20 protein-coding genes are annotated in these 19,465 nt (G+C 61.2%); 7 read left to right on the top strand and 13 right to left on the bottom strand.

All coding sequences use genetic code 11. The features are described 5' to 3' along the window. The first annotated feature begins 4 nt into the window (after positions 1-4). Together accD and VWY34_RS04970 are read left to right on the top strand one after the other, a co-directional pair. Positions 5-949, top strand: a complete 945-nt coding sequence (gene accD / locus VWY34_RS04975; protein ID WP_340546421.1) for an acetyl-CoA carboxylase, carboxyltransferase subunit beta — start codon at positions 5-7, stop codon at positions 947-949. Between the two features lie 91 nt (positions 950-1,040). Continuing rightward, positions 1,041-2,309: a bifunctional folylpolyglutamate synthase/dihydrofolate synthase gene (locus VWY34_RS04970; protein WP_416544551.1), complete on the top strand. Its 1,269-nt coding sequence runs from the start codon at positions 1,041-1,043 to the stop codon at positions 2,307-2,309. A gap of 115 nt (positions 2,310-2,424) precedes the next feature. Here VWY34_RS04970 and zapE read toward each other — a convergent pair whose 3' ends face one another. Next, positions 2,425-3,495: a cell division protein ZapE gene (zapE, locus tag VWY34_RS04965; RefSeq protein WP_416544550.1), complete on the bottom strand. Its 1,071-nt coding sequence runs from the start codon at positions 3,493-3,495 to the stop codon at positions 2,425-2,427. A gap of 224 nt (positions 3,496-3,719) precedes the next feature. Here zapE and VWY34_RS04960 point away from each other — a divergent pair, with 224 nt between their 5' ends. After that, on the top strand, positions 3,720-4,961 hold the full coding sequence (locus tag VWY34_RS04960) for an MFS transporter (RefSeq protein ID WP_416544549.1): 1,242 nt from the start codon (positions 3,720-3,722) through the stop codon (positions 4,959-4,961). Between the two features lie 17 nt (positions 4,962-4,978). Here VWY34_RS04960 and VWY34_RS04955 read toward each other — a convergent pair whose 3' ends face one another. The 7 genes from VWY34_RS04955 to VWY34_RS04925 all read right to left on the bottom strand — a co-directional run bounded on the left by VWY34_RS04955 (position 4,979) and on the right by VWY34_RS04925 (position 11,473). Next, positions 4,979-5,899, bottom strand: coding sequence for an ornithine cyclodeaminase family protein (locus VWY34_RS04955; RefSeq protein WP_416544548.1), 921 nt, complete (start codon positions 5,897-5,899; stop codon positions 4,979-4,981). Next, on the bottom strand, positions 5,896-6,516 hold the full coding sequence (locus tag VWY34_RS04950; protein ID WP_416544547.1) for an HAD-IA family hydrolase: 621 nt from the start codon (positions 6,514-6,516) through the stop codon (positions 5,896-5,898). The genes VWY34_RS04955 and VWY34_RS04950 overlap by 4 nt, the downstream gene beginning before the upstream one ends. Positions 6,517-6,528: 12 nt before the next feature. Then, on the bottom strand, positions 6,529-7,494 hold the full coding sequence (locus tag VWY34_RS04945) for a DMT family transporter (RefSeq protein ID WP_340546427.1): 966 nt from the start codon (positions 7,492-7,494) through the stop codon (positions 6,529-6,531). Positions 7,495-7,576: 82 nt separating this feature from the next. Continuing rightward, a complete protein-coding gene (locus tag VWY34_RS04940) occupies positions 7,577-8,032 on the bottom strand; it encodes a YaiI/YqxD family protein (RefSeq protein WP_416544546.1) in 456 nt (151 codons plus the stop codon). Further along, positions 8,029-9,522, bottom strand: coding sequence for a Si-specific NAD(P)(+) transhydrogenase (sthA, locus tag VWY34_RS04935; protein ID WP_416534551.1), 1,494 nt, complete (start codon positions 9,520-9,522; stop codon positions 8,029-8,031). Before sthA ends, VWY34_RS04940 begins: the two co-directional genes overlap by 4 nt. 3 nt (positions 9,523-9,525) lie before the next feature. Continuing rightward, positions 9,526-10,359 (bottom strand): S-formylglutathione hydrolase, encoded by an 834-nt coding sequence (fghA, locus tag VWY34_RS04930; protein WP_340546430.1) that lies wholly within the window; start codon positions 10,357-10,359, stop codon positions 9,526-9,528. Between the two features lie 175 nt (positions 10,360-10,534). Next, on the bottom strand, positions 10,535-11,473 hold the full coding sequence (locus VWY34_RS04925) for an AEC family transporter (RefSeq protein ID WP_416544545.1): 939 nt from the start codon (positions 11,471-11,473) through the stop codon (positions 10,535-10,537). A gap of 422 nt (positions 11,474-11,895) precedes the next feature. Between VWY34_RS04925 and VWY34_RS04920 the strand changes: the two genes are divergently transcribed. Further along, positions 11,896-12,540 carry a TetR/AcrR family transcriptional regulator gene (locus VWY34_RS04920; RefSeq protein ID WP_416544544.1) on the top strand — a complete coding sequence of 215 codons (645 nt, stop codon included), beginning with the start codon at positions 11,896-11,898 and terminating at the stop codon, positions 12,538-12,540. Between the two features lie 31 nt (positions 12,541-12,571). Here VWY34_RS04920 and VWY34_RS04915 read toward each other — a convergent pair whose 3' ends face one another. Then, positions 12,572-13,120 (bottom strand): cytochrome c, encoded by a 549-nt coding sequence (locus VWY34_RS04915; RefSeq protein WP_416544543.1) that lies wholly within the window; start codon positions 13,118-13,120, stop codon positions 12,572-12,574. Positions 13,121-13,283: 163 nt separating this feature from the next. On the opposite strand from VWY34_RS04915, the gene VWY34_RS04910 reads away from it, so the two are divergent. Both VWY34_RS04910 and VWY34_RS04905 read left to right on the top strand, forming a co-directional pair. Continuing rightward, on the top strand, positions 13,284-13,985 hold the full coding sequence (locus VWY34_RS04910; RefSeq protein WP_416544542.1) for an ArsR/SmtB family transcription factor: 702 nt from the start codon (positions 13,284-13,286) through the stop codon (positions 13,983-13,985). A 69-nt stretch (positions 13,986-14,054) separates the two neighbouring features. Beyond that, positions 14,055-14,399 (top strand): DUF2794 domain-containing protein, encoded by a 345-nt coding sequence (locus VWY34_RS04905; protein ID WP_416544541.1) that lies wholly within the window; start codon positions 14,055-14,057, stop codon positions 14,397-14,399. A gap of 48 nt (positions 14,400-14,447) precedes the next feature. Here VWY34_RS04905 and VWY34_RS04900 read toward each other — a convergent pair whose 3' ends face one another. From VWY34_RS04900 to VWY34_RS04890, 3 genes are all read right to left on the bottom strand, one after another. After that, positions 14,448-15,296 (bottom strand): C40 family peptidase, encoded by an 849-nt coding sequence (locus VWY34_RS04900; RefSeq protein WP_416544540.1) that lies wholly within the window; start codon positions 15,294-15,296, stop codon positions 14,448-14,450. 8 nt (positions 15,297-15,304) lie between these two features. Next, complete coding sequence (locus VWY34_RS04895) at positions 15,305-16,723, bottom strand: leucyl aminopeptidase family protein (protein ID WP_416544539.1); 1,419 nt, start codon at positions 16,721-16,723, stop codon at positions 15,305-15,307. Positions 16,724-17,017: 294 nt separating this feature from the next. Further along, positions 17,018-17,422 carry a hypothetical protein gene (locus VWY34_RS04890; protein WP_340546438.1) on the bottom strand — a complete coding sequence of 135 codons (405 nt, stop codon included), beginning with the start codon at positions 17,420-17,422 and terminating at the stop codon, positions 17,018-17,020. Between the two features lie 130 nt (positions 17,423-17,552). Here VWY34_RS04890 and VWY34_RS04885 point away from each other — a divergent pair, with 130 nt between their 5' ends. Further along, complete coding sequence (locus tag VWY34_RS04885) at positions 17,553-18,203, top strand: carbonic anhydrase (protein ID WP_340546439.1); 651 nt, start codon at positions 17,553-17,555, stop codon at positions 18,201-18,203. Between the two features lie 40 nt (positions 18,204-18,243). On the opposite strand, the gene VWY34_RS04880 is transcribed toward VWY34_RS04885, so the two are convergent. Next, positions 18,244-19,401: a DUF3095 domain-containing protein gene (locus VWY34_RS04880; RefSeq protein WP_416544538.1), complete on the bottom strand. Its 1,158-nt coding sequence runs from the start codon at positions 19,399-19,401 to the stop codon at positions 18,244-18,246. Positions 19,402-19,465 lie beyond the last annotated feature (64 nt).

Below are 19,465 nucleotides of genomic sequence, written 5' to 3'. Positions count from 1 at the left end.
GCTTATGAACTGGATCACCAACTACGTCCGGCCGCGGATCAATTCGATCTTCTCGCGCCGCGAAGTTCCCGAGAACCTTTGGCGCAAATGCGACGAATGCGGCACCATGCTGTTTCACCGCGAGCTGAGCGACAATCTGAATGTCTGCAACAATTGCGGACACCACATGCACATCACGCCACGCGACCGGTTTCTGGCGCTGTTTGATGGCGGTGTCTTCACCGAAGTCAAAGTGCCTGAACCTCTGGCCGACCCGCTCAAGTTCCGTGATCAGAAACGTTATCCCGACCGGATGAAAGCGGCGCAGAAGAAGACCGCGGAGAAAGAGGCGATGCTGGTGGCTGCCGGTGAAATCGGCCGGACGCCGATCATCGCTGCGGCACAGGATTTCTCCTTCATGGGCGGCTCCATGGGCATGTTCGTAGGCAATGCGATCATCGCGGCTGCTCAGGAGGCCGTGAAGCTGAAACGCCCGCTGGTGCTATTCTCCGCCGCCGGAGGCGCACGCATGCAGGAGGGCATCCTGTCGCTGATGCAGATGCCGCGGACCACCGTTGCGGTGCAGATGCTGAAAGAGGCGGGCCTGCCCTATATCGTCGTGCTGACCCATCCGACGACCGGTGGTGTGACAGCCTCTTACGCGATGCTGGGGGATGTCCATATCTCCGAGCCCAATGCGCTGATCTGTTTTGCTGGCCCCCGGGTGATCGAACAGACCATTCGCGAGAAGCTGCCTGAGGGCTTTCAGCGCGCCGAATACCTTCTGGATCACGGCATGTTGGACCGGGTGACCCCGCGCACAGAGATGCGTGACGAGCTGATCACCATCACCCGCATGCTGCTGGGCCTGCCGCCGCAGATTGTCGGCGACCTGCCCGCCCCGGATGCAAGCGAGCAGGCCGGGAACGACACCAAGGGTGCCGCAGATGCACCGGCCTCAGGCGGCTGATCCTGATAATCTCTGATGTTGCGGCCCGCTCGTTCTTCGGGTGGGCCGTTTGCACATCTTTCCGCCTGTACCAACGCCAGTGAGCTGTAGAATGACCCAGACCTCCGACGCGATCCTTGCCCGCATGATGGCGCTGCATCCCAAGATCATCGACCTGACGCTGGACCGGGTCTGGCGGCTGCTGGAAGCGCTGGACAATCCGCAGGACAAGCTGCCGCCGGTGATCCATCTGGCCGGCACCAATGGCAAGGGCTCGACCCAGGCGATGATCCGGGCCGGGCTGGAGGGGATGGGAAAGAGCGTTCATGCCTATACCTCGCCGCATCTGGCGCGCTTTCATGAGCGGATCCGGCTGGCCGGAGAGCTGATCTCCGAGCCGCATCTGAGTGAGGTTCTGGATGAGTGCTACGCCAGGAACGGCGGCGAGAACATTACCTATTTCGAGATAACAACGGTGGCGGGGATTCTCGCCTTTTCCCGCAGGCCTGCCGACTACACGCTGCTGGAAGTGGGTCTTGGCGGGCGTCTGGATGCGACCAATGTGATCACGCCCAAGGTGTCGGTGATCACCCCGGTTTCGATCGACCATGAACAGTTCCTGGGCAACACGCTGGCGAAGATCGCAGGCGAAAAGGCGGGCATCATCAAGCGCGGGGTACCGGTTGTGGTTGGCCCGCAGCCCGAGGAGGCCATGGAGGTGATCGTGTCCACCGCCGCCCGTCTTGGCGCGCCGCTGATCGCCTATGGCCAACACTGGCATGTCTGGGAAGAGCGCGGGCGGCTGGTGTTTCAGGACGAGAACGGCCTGCTGGATTTGCCGCTGCCGGTCCTGCTTGGCGCGCATCAGGTCCAGAACGCCGGCGCCGCACTGGCGGCGCTGCGCCATCTGGGCGCCGATGAGGCGGCTTGCGAGGCGGCGATGGCGAACGCCGAATGGCCCGCCCGTATGCAACGGCTCAAAACCGGCCCGCTGATGGAGGCCGCGCCGGAGGCGGAGCTGTGGCTGGACGGCGGTCATAACGCCGCGGCGGGCGGGGCGCTTGCGGATGTGCTGGCCAAGCTGCCGGAGCGCCCAACGCATCTGATCTGCGGCATGCTGAACACTAAGGACGTGCGCGGCTACATGACACCACTGGCCCCGCATGTGGCGAGTCTCACCGCGATTTCGATCCCCGATGAGGTGAACACGCTGAGCGCCGAAGAAACCGAGGCCGCGGCCAAATCCGTGGGTATCGAGGCCGGCACGGCAGACAGCACTATGGCAGCGCTGCAGGCGATTGTCGTCAAGGACCCGCAGGCACGAGTGCTGATCTGCGGCTCGCTCTATCTGGCCGGTCACATTCTGCGCGAAAACGGCTGACGACTGACGACTGACGGCGCCGGTGATCGGTGCCAGTGCTGCCCGTCATCTTTCCAATAATACTCCGGGGGTGAGAAAGCCGTGCTTTCGAGGGGGCAGCGCCCCCTTGTTGCTCTCAGCCCTCGCGTCCCCAGTCCCGGTCCTGCATCTCACGCAGCCGGGAGGCTGTGCGCTCGAATTCAAATGTGCCTTCCCCCTCGACATAGAGCATCTCCGGCTCCGCAGCGGCTGAGCAGATGAGGCGCACCCCTGCCTCGTAAAGCGCATCAATCAGTGTCACAAAACGCTTGGCTTCATTGAAGTTGTTGCGGCTGAGACGGGGAATATCCTCAAGCACCAGAACCTTGACCACCTCGGCGATGGCCAGGTAGTCGCCGGGACCCAGCATTTTGCCGCAGAGATCATAAAATCCGGCCCGAGCGACACCGTTGCGGAAGGCGGGCAGCGTTACGTCTCGCCCTTTGACCTCCAGCGTCAGGGGAAGGGCCGTGCCGCCGGAGAGATCCTCCCAGATTTCGCGAATCTTGGCGTTTGCCTCGGCATTCACTGGTGAGAAATAGACCTGTGCCCCAGTCAGACGATCCTGACGATAATCGACCGGGCTGATCATTTCATGGACCTGCATCTGCTGCTTGATCAGGTCGATGAAGGGCAGGAACAGTTGCCGGTTCAACCCGTTCTTATAGAGATCATCCGGTACCCGGTTTGACGTTGTGATCACCGTAACACCGGCGGCGAACAGCGCCTCGAACAGGCGGCCGACAATCATTGCATCGGTGATATCGCTGATCTGCATCTCGTCGAAGGCCAGCAGCCGGACCGACCCCGCCACCTCTGCCGCAACGGGTGCCAGCGCGTCTTCGACCCCCTGCTGGCGCGCTTCGTGCATTTTGCCGTGGATTTCCTGCATGAAGGCGTGAAAGTGCACGCGCCGCGATGGAACGTCATCAAGGCTGTCGACAAACAGATCCATGAGCATCGACTTGCCCCGTCCGACCCCACCCCAGAGATAAAGGCCCTTCACCGCCTGATAGCTGGCCTTGCGAAAGAGGCCGCGTTTCACCGGCGGGGCTTTCAGGCCCGCGGCGATGTGGTCGAAATGGGGAAGCACGGCCTCCTGCGCAGGGTCGGGCTTCAACATGCCTGCGTCGATTTTCTGCTGATAAAGCGCGGTCAGATGGGTCATGTCGGAAGGGATAGCCTGAGGGCCTTCGGATGGAAAGATATCTCAGCCTATCGCGGTTTTGCAGCTGCAAGGACAGATGCGGGCGGTCGCGAAGTCTCTGTGGAAAAGGGCAGGCTGTAATACATCAAATATTCTTGCCTATAGGCGCAAAAATCCTGATTTGACCGACCCTGTTTTTTCCGTACCGTCGCCTGACCGGAGCCCCTCCGGCAAGGAGAGTGATCATGACCCGCCCCGCACCGCTGTTTACCCCCGTCCTGATTGTCGGCTGCATCATTATTATGGCAAGCTTTGCGGTGCGTGCGTCTTTTGGCGTCTTTCAGATCCCGATTGCCGAGGAGTTTGGCTGGTTGCGGTCCGAATTTTCGCTGGCGATTGCCATCCAGAATCTGGCCTGGGGCATCGGGCAGCCGATTTTCGGCGCCATCGCAGAGAAGATCGGCGACCGCAAGGCGATCATCATCGGCGCGCTGGTCTATGCAGCCGGTCTGGTGCTCAGCGCCTTCGCAACCACGCCGTTTGAGATGCAGGCTTATGAATGGCTGGTGGGTTTCGGCATAGCCGGAACCGGGTTTGGTGTCGTGCTGGCCGTGGTTGGCCGGGCCAGTTCGGATGAGAACCGGTCAATGTCTCTCGCAATTGTCACTGCCGCTGGCTCTGCCGGGCAGATTTTCGGCGCGCCGACTGCCGAATGGATGCTGACGTTTTTGAGCTGGCAGAGCGTTTTTCTGGTGTTTGCGGGCGTTGTTCTGGCGCTGATCGCGACCCTGCCCCTGATGCGCGCACCGGAAGCGGCCTCCAAGGCGGAGCTGGAAGAGAGCATGGGGGCAATCCTGGTAAAGGCGTTCAAGGATCCGTCCTATACGCTGATTTTCCTCGGCTTTTTCAGCTGCGGCTATCAGCTGGCCTTTGTCACGGCGCATTTCCCTGCGTTTGTGACAGAGATGTGCGGCCCGATCCTGCCGGGAGGTGCGCTTTATTCGATGGGGATCACCTCAACCTCGACATTGGGGGCGGTTGCGATATCGCTGATCGGCGCGGCCAATGTCGGGGGAACCCTGCTCGCCGGTTGGCTAGGCAACCGGTATTCCAAGAAATACCTGCTGGCGGCGATCTATACCGGCCGCACGATTGCGGCGGCGGCCTTTATCCTGGTGCCGATCACGCCGGTTTCGGTCATTATTTTTTCCATCGTGATGGGGTCGCTGTGGCTTGCGACGGTGCCGCTGACTTCCGGTCTTGTCGCGCATCTCTACGGGCTGCGTTACATGGGCACGCTTTATGGGATCGTGTTCTTCAGTCACCAACTGGGTAGTTTTCTGGGCGTGTGGCTGGGGGGGCGGATGTATGACATCTACGGAGATTACACGCTGGTCTGGTGGATCGGTGTCGGGATCGGCGCGTTCAGCGCCATTGTGCACCTGCCCATTCGCGAACACCCGCGGGCCCGGATGGCCGCTGCCTGAGGGCTGCGACCTGGGGGTTAGCTCCCTCCTTGCCAGCGGTCCAGAATGTGGCGGCTGGTGATCAGATCCATATGTGCGCCGCCCCCGTTTTTGAACAGGGTGATCTTGGTAGGGTCGAATTCGGGAAAGCGCTCCAGATCGTAGAAGTCCGCCAGGATTTCGTTGCGGCGGATCACGCCGTCGGCCAGCGGAATCTTGAACTCCCCAATGTGATCGATGGTGGTGTCAAAGCTGTCACAATAGATCGCGGCGCGTTGCAGAGCGGTATCATCCGCCTCGCGCATATCTGGGCGGTAGGCGCCGATCAGATTGAGATGCTGGCCGGGGTGCAACCAGTCCCCATGGATGATAGGCGTCGACGACATGGTGCAGGTCACGATGATATCCGCCGCCCGCACAGCAGTTTCAAGATCGGGTGCTGTTTTCGTATGGGGGTAGCGGTGTGCCAGCGCCTCTGCCTTTGCCAGCGTACGATTCCAGATGCGGATCTGAGCTTTGGGGTAGGCGGTGCCAAAGGCCTCTATCAGCGAGGCCCCGACTGTACCGGCCCCAACAATCAGGATCTCCCGGCTGTCTGGATTGGCCAAGCGGAGCGCCCCCAGCAGGCTGTCACCCGCCGTTTTCCATTTGGTCACCAGATGGAAGTCGATCAGCGCCTCCAGCATCCCGTGTTGATCGTCGTAGAGGCACACCGCACCATTGACCATCGGCTGGCCGCGATCCGGGTTGCCGGGAACAATCGTCGCGCTTTTCACCGCAAGACCAAGCCCATCAATCCACGCAGCGCGGTTCAGCAGCGTGTCCTTGCCCCGGTAGAGGAAACTATCGGTGACCTCAGCCTTTGGCAGCCGGTGTCCTGCGGCGAGGGCATCACAGAACGATCGCCAGTCCAGATTGGCTTCGCCCTGGTCGAATGGGATTTGCAGGATCGCGCTCATCGGGCCTCCTCCGGCGACAGCAGTCCCTCTGTTACCAGGCGATCAGCCCAGGTCTGGGGATGGGTAAAGAGATGCGTCTGCCAGCCGCGTTCGGCGGCAGCCTCGATGTTTTCGGTGCGGTCGTCGGTGAACAGGAGACGCTCAGACGGTACGCCGGTATCCTGTTCAAGCTGGGCGTAGATCTCTGCCTCAGGTTTGATCGTGCGTAGATGGCCGGAGACAAATGCTTTGTCGAACTCGTCGAAGAACGGGTAGGTGGTTCTGGCCAGTTCAAAGGTGCCAATCCCAAAATTCGTGAGCGCAAAGACCGGCACAGCGCGTCGGCGCAGAGCGCGCATCAGGCGAACGGAGTGAGGAATCGCAGGGCTGGCCATCTGGAGCCAGCTGTCGTGCCAATGGCGAATCTCGTCGGCCCATTCGGGATGCTGATCGGCCAGCGCATAGACGGCGCCCTTGAAATCGTCGCCCCGGTCTATGCCCAGGTTCATTTCATGCAGGTCGACCTCGCGAAACAGCGCTTCGCGTCGCTCCTTGCCGATCTTGGCATCGTAGAAGCGTTCAGGCTCCCATTCGATCAGCACGCGGCCGATGTCAAAAACGACGGCTTGGATGGTCATCTTCAGGCTCTCCTATCCGGTCGAACGCGGTCGTGGGCGAGGGGCCGGGCGACTGCGGCGGGTTTCGCGCCAGACTGAAACAAGCCCGGCGCCAATGATCAAGGTCGATCCGATCCAGACCGGGCCGTCTGGCCATTCGTCAAAGACCAATACGCCCCAGACCACGGCCATCGGCATGGCGATATATTCAAACGGAGCAACCAGACCAGCCTCGCACTGGCGATAGGCCTGGCTGACCAGATAACCGCCGACGGAGCCGGCTAGCCCCACGGTCAGAAACAGGAGCCAATCCTGAGAGGCAGGCCAGATCCAGGCGCGCAGGATGAACTGCAGACCAGCGCTGTCGGAGGTGGCGAAGCGCCCGTCACCGGCCAGCAGCCCGACAAGGGAGCTGACCAGCAGAAACCCGAGCGTCGGGTAGAAGGACAGTGTCGCCGCCTTGTCCGAACCGCCAGCCCGGCGGGTCAGGACATGCAGCGTGGCATAGCCGCAGGCACCGAGAAACGGCAGGATTGCAGCAGGCTGAAAGGTGCCGGGACCCGGGCGCATGATCATCAGAATACCGACAAAACCGATGGCAACCGCCATCCAGCGCCAAGGGCCAACCCGCTCTTTCAGAAACAGGACTGACAGGCTGGTGACAACCAGCGGCGTGGCAAAGGCAATCGCTACCGCTTCGGCGATTGGCATGATCGCGAGACCGGTAAAGAAACAGAGATTGGCAAATAGCACCGCGAGGCTGCGCAGCAGATGCAGACGGGGTTGCCGCGTGCGCAGAATGCCATAGCCGCCTTCCAGAGGGATGATCAGCGCCAGCAAGACGAACATGGCCACGACGGAGCGGAACATCACCACCTGATATAGCGGGTAATCGCCGGACAGGAATTTGAAGATGACGTCGATGATGGAGAAACAGATGGCGGCCCCGACTGCCGCAAGGACGCCAAGAATGGGGAGGCCTGCCTGTTGCTGCGTCACATCTGCTCTCCCCCTCGGTGATTGGTGCAATCAGTGACGCAACGATGGGCAAAGGGCAAGAGCAGGGGGCGACCGGACCGGTTCAGGTGGCGCCGGCGGCGCGGATCTCACGCTCGAGCGCGTCGAGAAAGCGGGATCGGTCGGCTTTGGTAAAGCCTTTGCCGCTGCCCCCGGCACCAAGCGGATTGGCGGCGCGCAGATCTGCCATCAGATCGCGCATCGCCAGTTGCTGGCCGATATTGGCCTCTGTGAAGCGTTCCCCATTGTGCCGCAACACCCGGGCGCCGGCCTCGATACATTTTGCGGCCAGCGGAATATCTCCGGTGACCACGACATCGCCGTTTCCGCAACGCTCGGCGATCCACATGTCGGCTACATCGGCGCCTTCAGATACGATCACGGTCTCTACCAGCGGGTTCTGCGAGGGGCGCAGCCCACCGTTTGAGACAACATACATCGTGACCTTGTGGCGGGTTGCCACGCGCTCTGCCTCGGCTTTGACGGGGCAGGCATCGGCGTCGATATAGAGCGCCATCACTCAGCGGCCTTGGTGGGTTTTACCTTGGCGGCCGGTTTCGCCTTGGCGGCGGTCTTGGAGGTCTCGGGGCCGGTCTTCTTCACCTTGAACTCCTCCGGGATCGGCATCCGGTTGAACGCGTCAAGGCCGGCAATCTTATAGGCCTCGGCCAGGGTCGGATAGTTGAAGGTGTTCTGGACGAAGTAATCCACCGTGCCTTTGAGGTTGAGCACCGCCTGGGCGATATGGATCAGTTCGGTTGCGCCTTCGCCGACAATCTGAACCCCGAGCACTCGGCGCGTCTTGAGAGAGAACAGCATCTTCAGCATGCCGTGTTCCAGCCCCATGATATGACCGCGAGAGGTTTCGCGGAAGCGCGCGATGCCGATTTCGTAGTGGATGCCACGTTCCTGGAGTTCTTCCTCCGACATGCCGCAGGTTGACATCTCAGGCACCGAATAGATGCCATAGGGGAACCACGGGCTTTCGGGCAGGGTCGGTGTTTCCAGCGCGTGACAGGCTGCAACCCGCCCCTGCTGCAATGAGGTCGACGCCAGGGAGGGGTGGCCGATCACATCGCCGGTGGCATAGATATGCGGCACGGCGGTCTGATAGGATTTGCGATCAACACTGAGACGGCCGCGGTGATCCGTTTCCAGACCAACAGCCTCAAGGTTCAGCGCCTCGGTATTGCCCATGCGACCAGCGGCGAACAGCAGCATGTCGCCGCGTACATGACGTCCGTTCTCCAGGCTCACCTCGATATGGCTGCCTTCGTCCTCGATCTTGGTGATGGCAGAGCCGAGACGCAAATCGACGCCGTTCTCGCGGATCTGGTGAGTGAAATCCTGAATCAATGTGCTGTCGATGAAGTCGAGGAAGGTGTCGCGCGGCTCGATCAGGGTCACACGGACATCAAGGGCAGAGAACATGGTGGCATATTCGACGCCGATCACCCCGGCTCCGACCACGACCAGCGAACGCGGGATTTCCTCCATTTCGAGGAACTCATCGCCGTCGACGACGGTTTTGCCGTTGAATGGTACATACTCCGGGCGATAGGTGCGCGTGCCGGTGGCAATCAGGAATTTCTCGCCGGTGACACGGGTGGTATCGCCTGCCTCGGTAGCGACTTCGACCTCGTTCGGGCCGACAAAACGCGCAAGGCCGGCCAGGACCTCGACGTGGTTTCGGTTGAACTGATGTTCCAGCACGTCGACCTCATGGTCGAGGGTCATGTGCAGGCGGGCCTTGAGATCCTCGGCCTGGATCTGATCCTTCACCCGATAGGCGCGGCCATAGAAACTGCGCTCGCGCCAGCCAGAGAGGTTCAGCACGGTCTCTCGCAGGGTTTTGGAGGGGACAGTGCCGGTATGCACCGAGACACCGCCCAGACGATCCTTGCGGTCGATGACCAATACGCGGCGGTGCAGTTTGCCTGCCTGAATCGCTGCGGTGCGCCCGGAGGGGCCGGATCCGATAATGATGAGGTCGTAGTTGAAATCTGCCATGTATCAGCCCCGGTAGAGCGCTTCGGCATGGAAGGACACATGGTCCTCCATGAAGGTAGAGACAAAGAAATAGCTGTGGTCATATCCCGGCTGCATCCGCAGGACGGCCTGCTGGCGGCGGGCCGCCGCAGCCTCGGCCAGAGCCTCCGGTTTCAACAGGTCGAGGAATTGATCGGATGTGCCGGTGTCGATCAGGATTGGCCCGTCAAAGCCGCTCTCCTGCATCATCAGGGTGGCGTCGTGGCGCGCCCATGCGGCTTCGTCAGTGCCCAGATAGGCCGTCAGCTGCTTGCGGCCCCAGTCACTGGCCGAGGGGTTGCAGATCGGCGCGAAGGCCGACACCGACCGGAACCGGCCCGGCAGGTTCATCGCCATCGTCAGCGCGCCATGTCCGCCCATGGAGTGGCCGGTGATCGACTGGCGATCCATATCCAGTGCAAACTGCTCAGCCAGCAGGGCAGGCAGCTCCTCGGTGACGTAATCCCACATCCGGAAATGCGGCGCCCAGGGATCCTGGGTGGCGTTCACGTAGAAACCAGCCCCCTGTCCCAGGTCATAGGCTTCGTCATCCGCAACCCCGTCGCCGCGCGGGGAGGTGTCCGGAAACACGATGGCGATCCCCTGTTCCGCGCACCAGGCCTGCGCGCCTGCCTTGGTCATGGCGTTTTCGTGGGTGCAGGTCAGCCCGGACAGATACCACAGCAGCGGAACCGGCCCATCGGCGACTTCCTCCGGCAGGAACAGCCCAAAGGTCATGTCGCAATTGGTGCTGCTGCTGGCATGGCGATAGACGCCTTGCACGCCTCCGAAGGCGGCATTTTCCGAGACGGTTTCCATGGGGCGACTCCTTTGTTCTATGTTGCTCTATCGCTACCTGTGGTCAGCCATAGGGTCCAGTGACTGCGCGTCTGTGGTCCCTGTTTTTGCGACATATCATTGCAAAAACCTGAAGACTGCGGACGCCGATGGCCGCGATTGATGCCAATATCGCCAGGTCAGCGGCCGGATCGGCTCAGGGCTGCGTCAATACCGAGACCCCGGCGATCACCAAGGGCAGTGTCAGGATCGAGAGTGTCGTCGACAGCAGGATGGCGGCTGAGGCCCGGTGCGGGGCGACCCCATAGTGTTGCGCCAGCATGTAGACGTTTCCGGCCACCGGCAGCGCTGCGGCGGCGATTGCGACACCGGCGGCAGAGGGATCCACAGGCACCAGCACCAGCACGCAGAGCGCCACTGCGGCCGGGTGCAATACCAGCTTGGCGAAGCTGAGCCAGCTGGCAATCTGCACCCGTTCGGCAGATTTGGAGGCCAGAGACGCGCCGATCGCAAAGAGCGCGCCGGGCGTTGCGGCATCGCCCAGCAAGGCAAGAAACGCATTCGCAGGGGCCGGTATCGGCAGCGCCAGCGCCGACCAGAACAGACCTGCGCAGATCGACAGTATCATCGGGTTTCGCAGCAACCCACGACCAACCAGCCCCAGCGTGGCGCCGCTAAGGCCGCTGCCGCGCCCCAGGTTAATCAGGACGACGATCAGAGAGGAAAACACCACCAGATCGACGCTGAGAACCAGCATCATCGGCCCTACCGAGGCCGGGCCGAACAAGATGATCATCATTGGCAGGCCGAGAAAGCCAACGTTGCCGATGGCCGCGCATTGCGCCTCTACTGCGGCGGTTTGCATGTCGAGGCGACGCAGCGCAGCCACCAGCGTGGTGACCCCATAAACTACCGATGTGCCCAACAGATACCCGAGCACCAGCCGGGGATCGAAGATCTCCGAAAAAGACAGATTGGCGGCAAATCGGAAGATCATTGCCGAAAGTGGGAAATAGAAGACGAACTTTGTGAGGCTGGCGGTGGCCTCTTCCGAGAAAAAGCGGCTGCGACCGGCCCAATATCCAAGACCGATGATCGCAAAAAACGGGAGTGTTCTCAGAAATATGTCGAGCATCGTGGGAATTGGTAACCTAATTTGACCAACTCGGGAAGAGCGTTTCTCACCCCGCGCGGGGCTCCCGCCTGTCATCGGGCCTCGGATGAGGTCCTCTTCCCGTTGGGCCGGGCAGCGCTGACGCGCTGGCACCTATCCGTTGGCCCCCATGGCGCACCCGCAGAGCCGCCGCCATAAGCGGTTCCGGTGTGTTTCCATCCGCGCGTTTGCCTATGCCGACAAACGCGTTAAGCTGATGTCATGAGTTGGACAGATCGTCGGCGCTAGCGTTTTTTTGTTCGCCGCGCAGGGCTCTGGCTCATAGACTATCACGACGCCGCAACCGTTTGTGAGGTCACGCTTGACCTTGCCGCAGAATGCCTAGATTGGGCCTGCAACCCGCGATATCCGATCACTGTGTCGCCCCTTGACCGAGAGTATTGATGAACCAGCCAACCGCTATTCCCCGCAAGGGGCGCAAATATGATCAGGTGCTCCTCGGTGCGCGAGATGTGTTTATGGCCCATGGGTTTGAGGGCGCCAGCGTGGATGATATTGCCCGAGAAGCCGGGGTCTCGAAGGCAACGCTCTACAGCTACTTTCCGGACAAGCGGCTGTTGTTCATGGAAGTTGCCCGGCACGGTTGCGCGCGTCAGGCTGACACAGCGGTCAGCATTGGCGCGGGTTGCTATGACCCTGAGACCGCGCTGCGTGAGGCGGGGCACCACGTTCTGTCGGTGATCCTGTCGGAGTTTGGCGTGAAGATGTTTCGCATCTGCGTTGCCGAGGCGGACAGGTTTCCGGATCTGGGACGCCGCTTCTACGAAAGCGGACCGGCAACCATCCGGGCGCAGCTGCGCGAGTATCTGGCAGAAGCGACCGCACGGGGCGAGCTGCGGATCGAGGATCTGGATCTGGCGGCTGATCAGTTTGCGGAACTGTGTCGCGCGGATATGTTCCTTAGGCTGCTTTTCAACATCGACGCCGATATCGGCGATGACGAGCGTGAGCGTGTGGTTGAGGCCGCGATCAAGACGTTTCTTGCCCGCTACGGGATCGCTGGTACGGCAGGCAACAGTGCTCGCTGATCTGCCATCGGGTCGAACCGGCTAGGGCAGCTCAGTGAGTGGTGAATTCGCGCGGTGTCTCACGGTAGATCTGGTGACAGTTGTGACAGGCGGATAGCAGGCGCGGCAGGCTGCGTTTCAACCCGGCCGCCGAGCGGGTATTCAGTGCGCGTGCCGCGCGTTCGGCAGACTCCGCATGGCGTTTGAAATCAGCCCAGTTTGCCCAGATCCCGCCGCGTGCATGGGATGACAGATCGGTGACATCCTGGCGGAATTCGCGCGGGATGCGGCGCGTCGACCGGATCAGATCGCGTCGGGCTGCACGCGCGGCGCCGCGATCGAATGCGATGTAGTCGCGGGTCATCGCTGCAAGATCCTGAACGGCCGTTTTTTGACCACCCATCAGAGCGATACGTTGGGCAACGTGTTTGTTGGTCGGTTGAGGATCGGCATCGACCTTGCCGGCCAGCAGCAGAAGTGAGGCGATCAGCAGCGCGCTGCCCATGAGAAGGCAGAGGCCCCCCAGACCACGCCAGTGCTCGTCGGCTCGGGTCTGAACCGGGTCAGGTCGATGGCGTTGTTGTTTGGGGTCATGCTGCATGGTCTCTGGGCTCCAGATCCTGATCAGGCGCGATGCGAAAAAACTATGCGGTTGAGGTTAGATCCCGGTTAATGATGGGACAGACGGGCTGGCTAGAACCCTTCGGCGATGGTCGAAGCGTTTGTACTAGGCGCAATCGCGGGCGGCGGGTTATCGTCTGACCATGAGCACTCCTCGATTTGATATTCTGGGCCAGGCGCTTTCCGATGCCAGCCGCACCCGTATGTTATGCGAGCTGCTGGACGGTCGGTCCTACACCAATAAGGAGCTGGCGGCGGCGGCAGGTGTCACCGCGCCGACAGCAACAGCGCATCTGCAGCTGCTGCAATCCGCAGGCCTGGTCGTTGCTGAAAAGCGAGGGCGCTGCGTTTTTCACAGGTTGGCCAGCGCCGTGGTGGCACAGACCCTTGAGCAACTGGCTGCGATTGCGCCGTCGGATCATCTGCATCGTGCGCAGCAGCGAAAGGCGGGTGTCCTGGCACCATTGCGCAGTTGCTACGACCACTTTGCCGGTCCATTGGCGGTGGCGATGACCCGACGGTTTCTCGATCTTGGAATTCTGGTTGAGCGCAACGGCGGGTTCGAAGTGATTCCGGCAGCAGAATGGGACCGGCTGGGAGTGACCCTGCCGACACGGCCTTCACGGCAAGCCTTTGCGAAGCCCTGCATGGACTGGACGGAGCGGCGCCTGCATATCTCGGGCGAATTGGGGCGTCAGCTGTTGTCTCACGCGCTGACTTCGGGCTGGGTCAAGCGTCAGCCGGTCAAACGGGGGCTGCTGCTGACCGCCCCTGGACGTGCGGCTTTTGAGCAGACCATCGGTCTGGACACACGCTCTGTTCTGCCCGAGCTTTCGCCTTCCTGAGGACGCCAGCTGCGCCGCAAGGTGGCAATAATGCTTGATTTGCTGTCTGTTTGGCGCAACGCTGTCATTATGAGCTTTGACCAAGTGCAGCCCTTCTCATCGTTTTCCGGCCCGCAGCAGGTTGCCTTTCACCGGACCGAACTCTCGGTGATCCTGTCGTTGTATGGCCGTATGGTTGCAGCCGGGGAATGGCGGGACTACGGCATTTCGACCCTTCGGGATCTGGCCGTTTTCTCGGTGTTCCGGCGCACCGCTGAGCACCCTCTTTATCGTATCGAGAAACGTCCCAAGCTGCGTAATAGGCAGGGGCAATATGCGGTTGTCGGTATGGATGGGCAGATTCTGAAGCGCGGCCATGATCTCAGATCCGTGTTGCGTGTGCTCGAACGCAAGCTCATCCGATCCGTGACCTGACCGCCGGTTGCGGCGCTGCCTGATGATCCGGGCCGCGAAGAAGCGGCTTCAGAGGTCTGGGCGCCGGTGACGAGTGATCGGTCCATCGCCTTGCACCATGATCCGCTCCACCGCATCCGCCACCGGCTCCAGTGCAACCGCCATATGATGGGCGTTTGCATGGATCATGGTTTCGTGGTCCTGCATCAGGGCGACATGGCCCTTCCAGAACAGGAGATCGCCGCGTCTGAGATCACTGGGAACCGCTGTGTTGCCGAGCAATATGTCCTGGCCCAGTTCATTTTCCTGCTGGTCGCTGTCACCGGGGCAGGTGACGCCGCAGGCCAGCATCGCCGCCTGGACCAGACCCGAGCAGTCGATCCCCCAGCGGCTGTTTCCGCCCCATAGATAAGGCGTGCCGAGAAAGAGCTGTGCAACCGCGACCGGATCGGTTTCGGGCACTGAAACCGGCCGCAGATGAGACGCGGGGATGAACCCCAGATTGGTTTCCGCAAATCGATCTGTGAAAGCTAGGACGCTCACCCTGCTGCCGTGGCTGAGACTGCAGAGGTCGGAGGATTTCATATCTGCGGCGCTATAGGCATGTGTTGCCGGTTTGCAGACCCGATGGGTTGCGGGGGCGGCATCGGTTGCGAGGGCTGTGGCCGGAACATAGCCGACATAGTCATCAGCCATAGCCTGCACGAACGCCCATCCATCGCGCTCTTCGTAGATCGTGATCTCGGCGCCAAGCAACAGTTGACGGTCGCGCGGCCCGTCCGGGCGCCGTAACAGGTTTACCACGGGCAAACGAATACAGGCGGGCTGTCCTGTCACTGCCGTGCGGTCGGGCGAGTGCTGCGCCAGATGTGCAGCGATCACGCGGTCATTGGCCGGGGTGCGGCGGGGATCGGTCATCCGGTGCCTCAGAGGTTCAGCATGGTTGGCAACGCATCGAGCAGGGCCCGAGCGCCCTGCAATGCGCCGCCCTTTGGCCGGGCCGGGGCGGCGGTCGGCGTCCAGCCATAGATGTCGAAATGCATATACCGGCTGCCGTTGGCAAAGCGGCGCAGGAACAGAGCTGCGGTGATGGATCCGGCAAAGCCGCCGCTTGGCGCGTTGTCCAGATCAGCGATCAGCGGTTCAATCATGGTCTCATAGGGCGCGTGAAAAGGCATCCTCCAGACCGGATCGGCTGAGGCAGCGGCAGCCGCGCTGAGCGCATCGGCATCGCTATCGCTATCGGTGTAAAACGGCGCCAGATCCGGACCGACCGCCACACGCGCCGCACCCGTCAGCGTGGCCATGGAGATTAGCAGATCCGGGGCGTCTTCCGCCGCGTAGGACAGGGCATCGGCCAGGACCAGCCGACCTTCGGCATCGGTGTTGTTGATTTCGATGGTCAGACCGTTGCGCGCGGTGAGTACATCACCGGGGCGAAAGGCATTCGCCGAAACGCTGTTCTCAACCGCTGGGATCAGGACGCGGAGCTGCAAAGACAATTGCAGCGCCATGATCATCTCTGCCAGCCCCAGGACATTGGCGGCACCTCCCATATCCTTTTTCATCAGGGCCATGCTGCTGCCGGGTTTGAGATTGAGGCCGCCGGTGTCAAAACAGACGCCCTTGCCAACAAGGGTGAGCTTCGGGCCAGTATTGCCCCAGCGCATATCCAGCAGGCGGGGACGACGATCCGAAGCGCGGCCAACGGTGTGGATCATGGGAAAGTTCTGCGTCAGAAGATCTTCATCGGCGACAGCGTCAAGGGCGGCGCCATATCGATCCGCCAGCGCCTGTGTTGCCTCCTGCAAATCCTGCGGCCCCATGTCAGAGGCGGGCGTATTGATCAAGTCGCGAGTCAGATATTCCCCGGCCGCGCAGGCCTCGATCCGGGCTGTATCGACTCCCTCGGGTGCGATCAGATGGGTTTCGGAGACGCGCCCGGATTTATACCGATCAAACCTATATTGGGCGAGCAGCCAACCTAGGCACTCAGCCGGGCGATCCTCCTCGGCGATCCCTTCAACCAGGCGATAGGTTGCTCCGGGCAGCGCAGAGAGGGCGCCGGCCAGAATGAACCTGCCCCTCGCGCGGTCCTTGGCGGTGCCGTATCCCACCAACACCTGTCTGGGCGCACCGTCGCGATCCGGAATGACGAGCACCTGCCCGATGGCGCCGCGAAACCCATTGGTGCGGGCCCAGTTACTGGTCTCGCTCTGCGCATTGGCAAGCCAGTCTTCGCACTTGTCCTGATCCAGCACATGCAGATCGAGGCTGGCCGTCGCCGGGTCGGCGAAGGCCGGACGCGAGAGGCGGCTGATGGCGGATGGCTTGGCAGTGGGCATGACAGGATACTCCGGGACCGGGGGGCGATTTCATCGTCAGAGTATCTGTCACAGCGCCGTCTGCAAGCCCTGCTGATTGTCGGTCAACATGTGGTTTCAACAGGTTGCATCCGCCACGGCCGCAGGCGCAACGCCAATAAGGGCCCCGCTAAGAGCCCGGACGCATAACCTGCGTCGCTACGAAATTGCCATTTGGTTGGCATCAAGCCTTGGTCTGACAGTTGGAGACCGGCTCCATCGGCGGCAGATCCGCTGTCAGATATATCCGAGCAAGTGTCCCCCCAGGATCACTTGTCAGACCGAAAGGTCCTGTTGCTCCCATACAGCGGTCAGGGATCGCTCGCCGATCCGCATCAGCCGGAACAGGGTCGCCGAAACTGCTGCAAAATCGTTTATGTCGATCGCGCCGGTCACGTCACGGGCAACCCGTGCCATTGCTGTCATGCCAATCTGATCGGCGATAGCGATCAGGGAACGCGCACTTTTGCGTAGGTTTGGCAAATCGTTCTGGCGCCAGAGACGTTCGCAATGAGACAGCCGCACGGCGAGTTCCTCGATCGCGCGACAAACCACATCTTCTGCCCCGGCTTCGCCGAGTTGCGTATAGAGATCCGACAGTTTGTCGGAGTCTAGGCGCACATTTTCTTTGTGTACTACAGTGAGTATTTGAGCCACCACATTAAACCCCAATTTATTCATGCCCCCACGGCACGGGCCAAACTTGCGCCTTAGAAGTTGTCAAAAGGTTTCCAGCCGGATGACCAAATCTCTCGAATTTGCTAACAATCCTTGGTAACAGACCTGCCAGAGGTCAATCGAGGAACGACACATGCAATTTGCCAAACCCCTGCCGAGCTATCTGGTGACGCGCTATCATGGGTGGAAAGCCACGACCTATAGCGAAAATCAAGGCTGGTACCGGCGGCTCGCCAGCGAAGGGCAGCGCCCGCGCGCGATGGTTATTTCCTGCTGCGACAGTCGGGTTCATGTCACCTCGATTTTCGGTGCCGATCAGGGCGAGTTCTTCATTCACCGCAATATTGCGAATCTGGTGCCGCCTTATCAGCCTGACGGCGATCACCATGGCACCAGCGCGACCGTTGAATACGCAGTCACCGTTCTGAAGGTGGCACATCTGATTGTGTTGGGGCATTCACAATGCGGTGGTGTGCAGGGATGTATCGACATGTGCAAAGGCCATGCACCAGCGCTGGATGCCAAGGAGAGCTTTGTCGGGCGTTGGATGGATATCCTGAAGCCGAAGTTTCCGCTGGTCGAAGATATCGAGGATACCGACGCACAGGCGCGTCAGTTTGAACGGCAGGCGGTGGTTGCATCGCTCGAAAACCTGATGACCTTCCCCTTCATTGATAGCGCCGTGCGGGATGGAACATTGAGCCTGCATGGCCTTTGGACCGATATCGGCGAGGGTGGTCTGGAGTGTTATGAGCCGCGCAGCGGCAAGTTCCAGCCGGTCTGATCGGGGGCTCTCGCCAACGCAAAACGGTCCCGATCAGACCTCAGGCCGCCGCCGGATTTGAAGCGGCGGCCATTCTCAGCGCTGCCTGCGTATAGCCGCCCGCTGCCCCGTCGATGAAATGGACGTGATCGTCGCGCATCGCCGACGGTACGATGCAGGTTACCAGCGCTTCGTCCTGTTCGTGAAGGCCATAGCGCACCTGCCCTGCTGCCGCGGCTTTCTCCAGGATATGTGTGATCTCGTCGCGCACCTCTGCCGGACAGTCGAGTGTCAGTTTCAGGCCATCGTCGAATTTTCGAAAATCCGCGTTGGCGACGAGCATTCTGCGGTAATGCTGGGCATCAAAGCCACCAATCGGGCGCTTGCGGGTGAGCGCATAGGCCGCAAAGACAGTCTGAACAAACAACTGCAGCTTTCGCAAAATCAACGCGGTTTTCCCGCGTGACATCTTTGCCTCCAGCGCCAGACCCGGCGGGGGGAAGCTGAAGCTTGGCCCGCCCTCCGGCACCGGATGACCATGGCGCTGCAACTTGTCTGCAACTGCGAGAACATCGCTGGCGATTTTGGCAAAATCCCTGGCTGAGGCCCGACTATGGGGCTGCACCACGACCGAGAGGATCATCCCGTTGCGAGCCGGTATCGTATTCCAGCGGCAGGACAGGCCTGTCAGATCCGGCGGATCGGGCAGCGGTGCGGGGGGCACTTCGAAACCTCCCAGCTTCATCTGCCGTTCCGCCCAGTTGAGGCCACCACCGGCAAACATTGCGTAGTCGGCCGCGTCTGAGACGGCATAGCGGGCAACGGCGACATCCAGGCCTTCGGCTCTGATCCAGGACACCGGCAGCAATGCGGCGCGCAGCTCGATGTCGAATTCCGCGCTGGTCCAGCTGCGCAGCCGCGCCAGCGTGTCGCGCGCGATATCGGCGTGTTCAGGGGCCACTGCAAAGGAGGCGCCGTCACCGCCAAAGACATAGGGAAACGGTGTGCCTCCTAGGGCGTTGATCATCGCGGCAATCGCCGAGGCGCCGATGGTGTTTACCGTCTTGTAGCGCCCGGTCGCGATCAGATCGGTGGAATTGACGATATCGCAGCAGCCGACCATCCAGTCCCTCGGCAGCGGCGTAAAGGCACCAGAACGGGTCAGACCGGCAAAGTCGCGGCTGGGCGCTAGGCTTTGGTAGAAACCATCCTGTGTCATCTGCGATCCGTTCATCCTGTTGACACCATAGCCTAGCGCGACAGCAGCACACGACCAATCACGG

The sequence above is a fragment of the Phaeobacter sp. JH20_02 genome (assembly GCF_048056915.1).
GTDB classification, from domain to species: Bacteria; Pseudomonadota; Alphaproteobacteria; order Rhodobacterales; family Rhodobacteraceae; genus Phaeobacter; species Phaeobacter bryozoorum.
The sequence above is the reverse complement of the archived record's forward strand: the minus strand, read 5'-3'. Positions and strand labels throughout refer to the sequence as shown.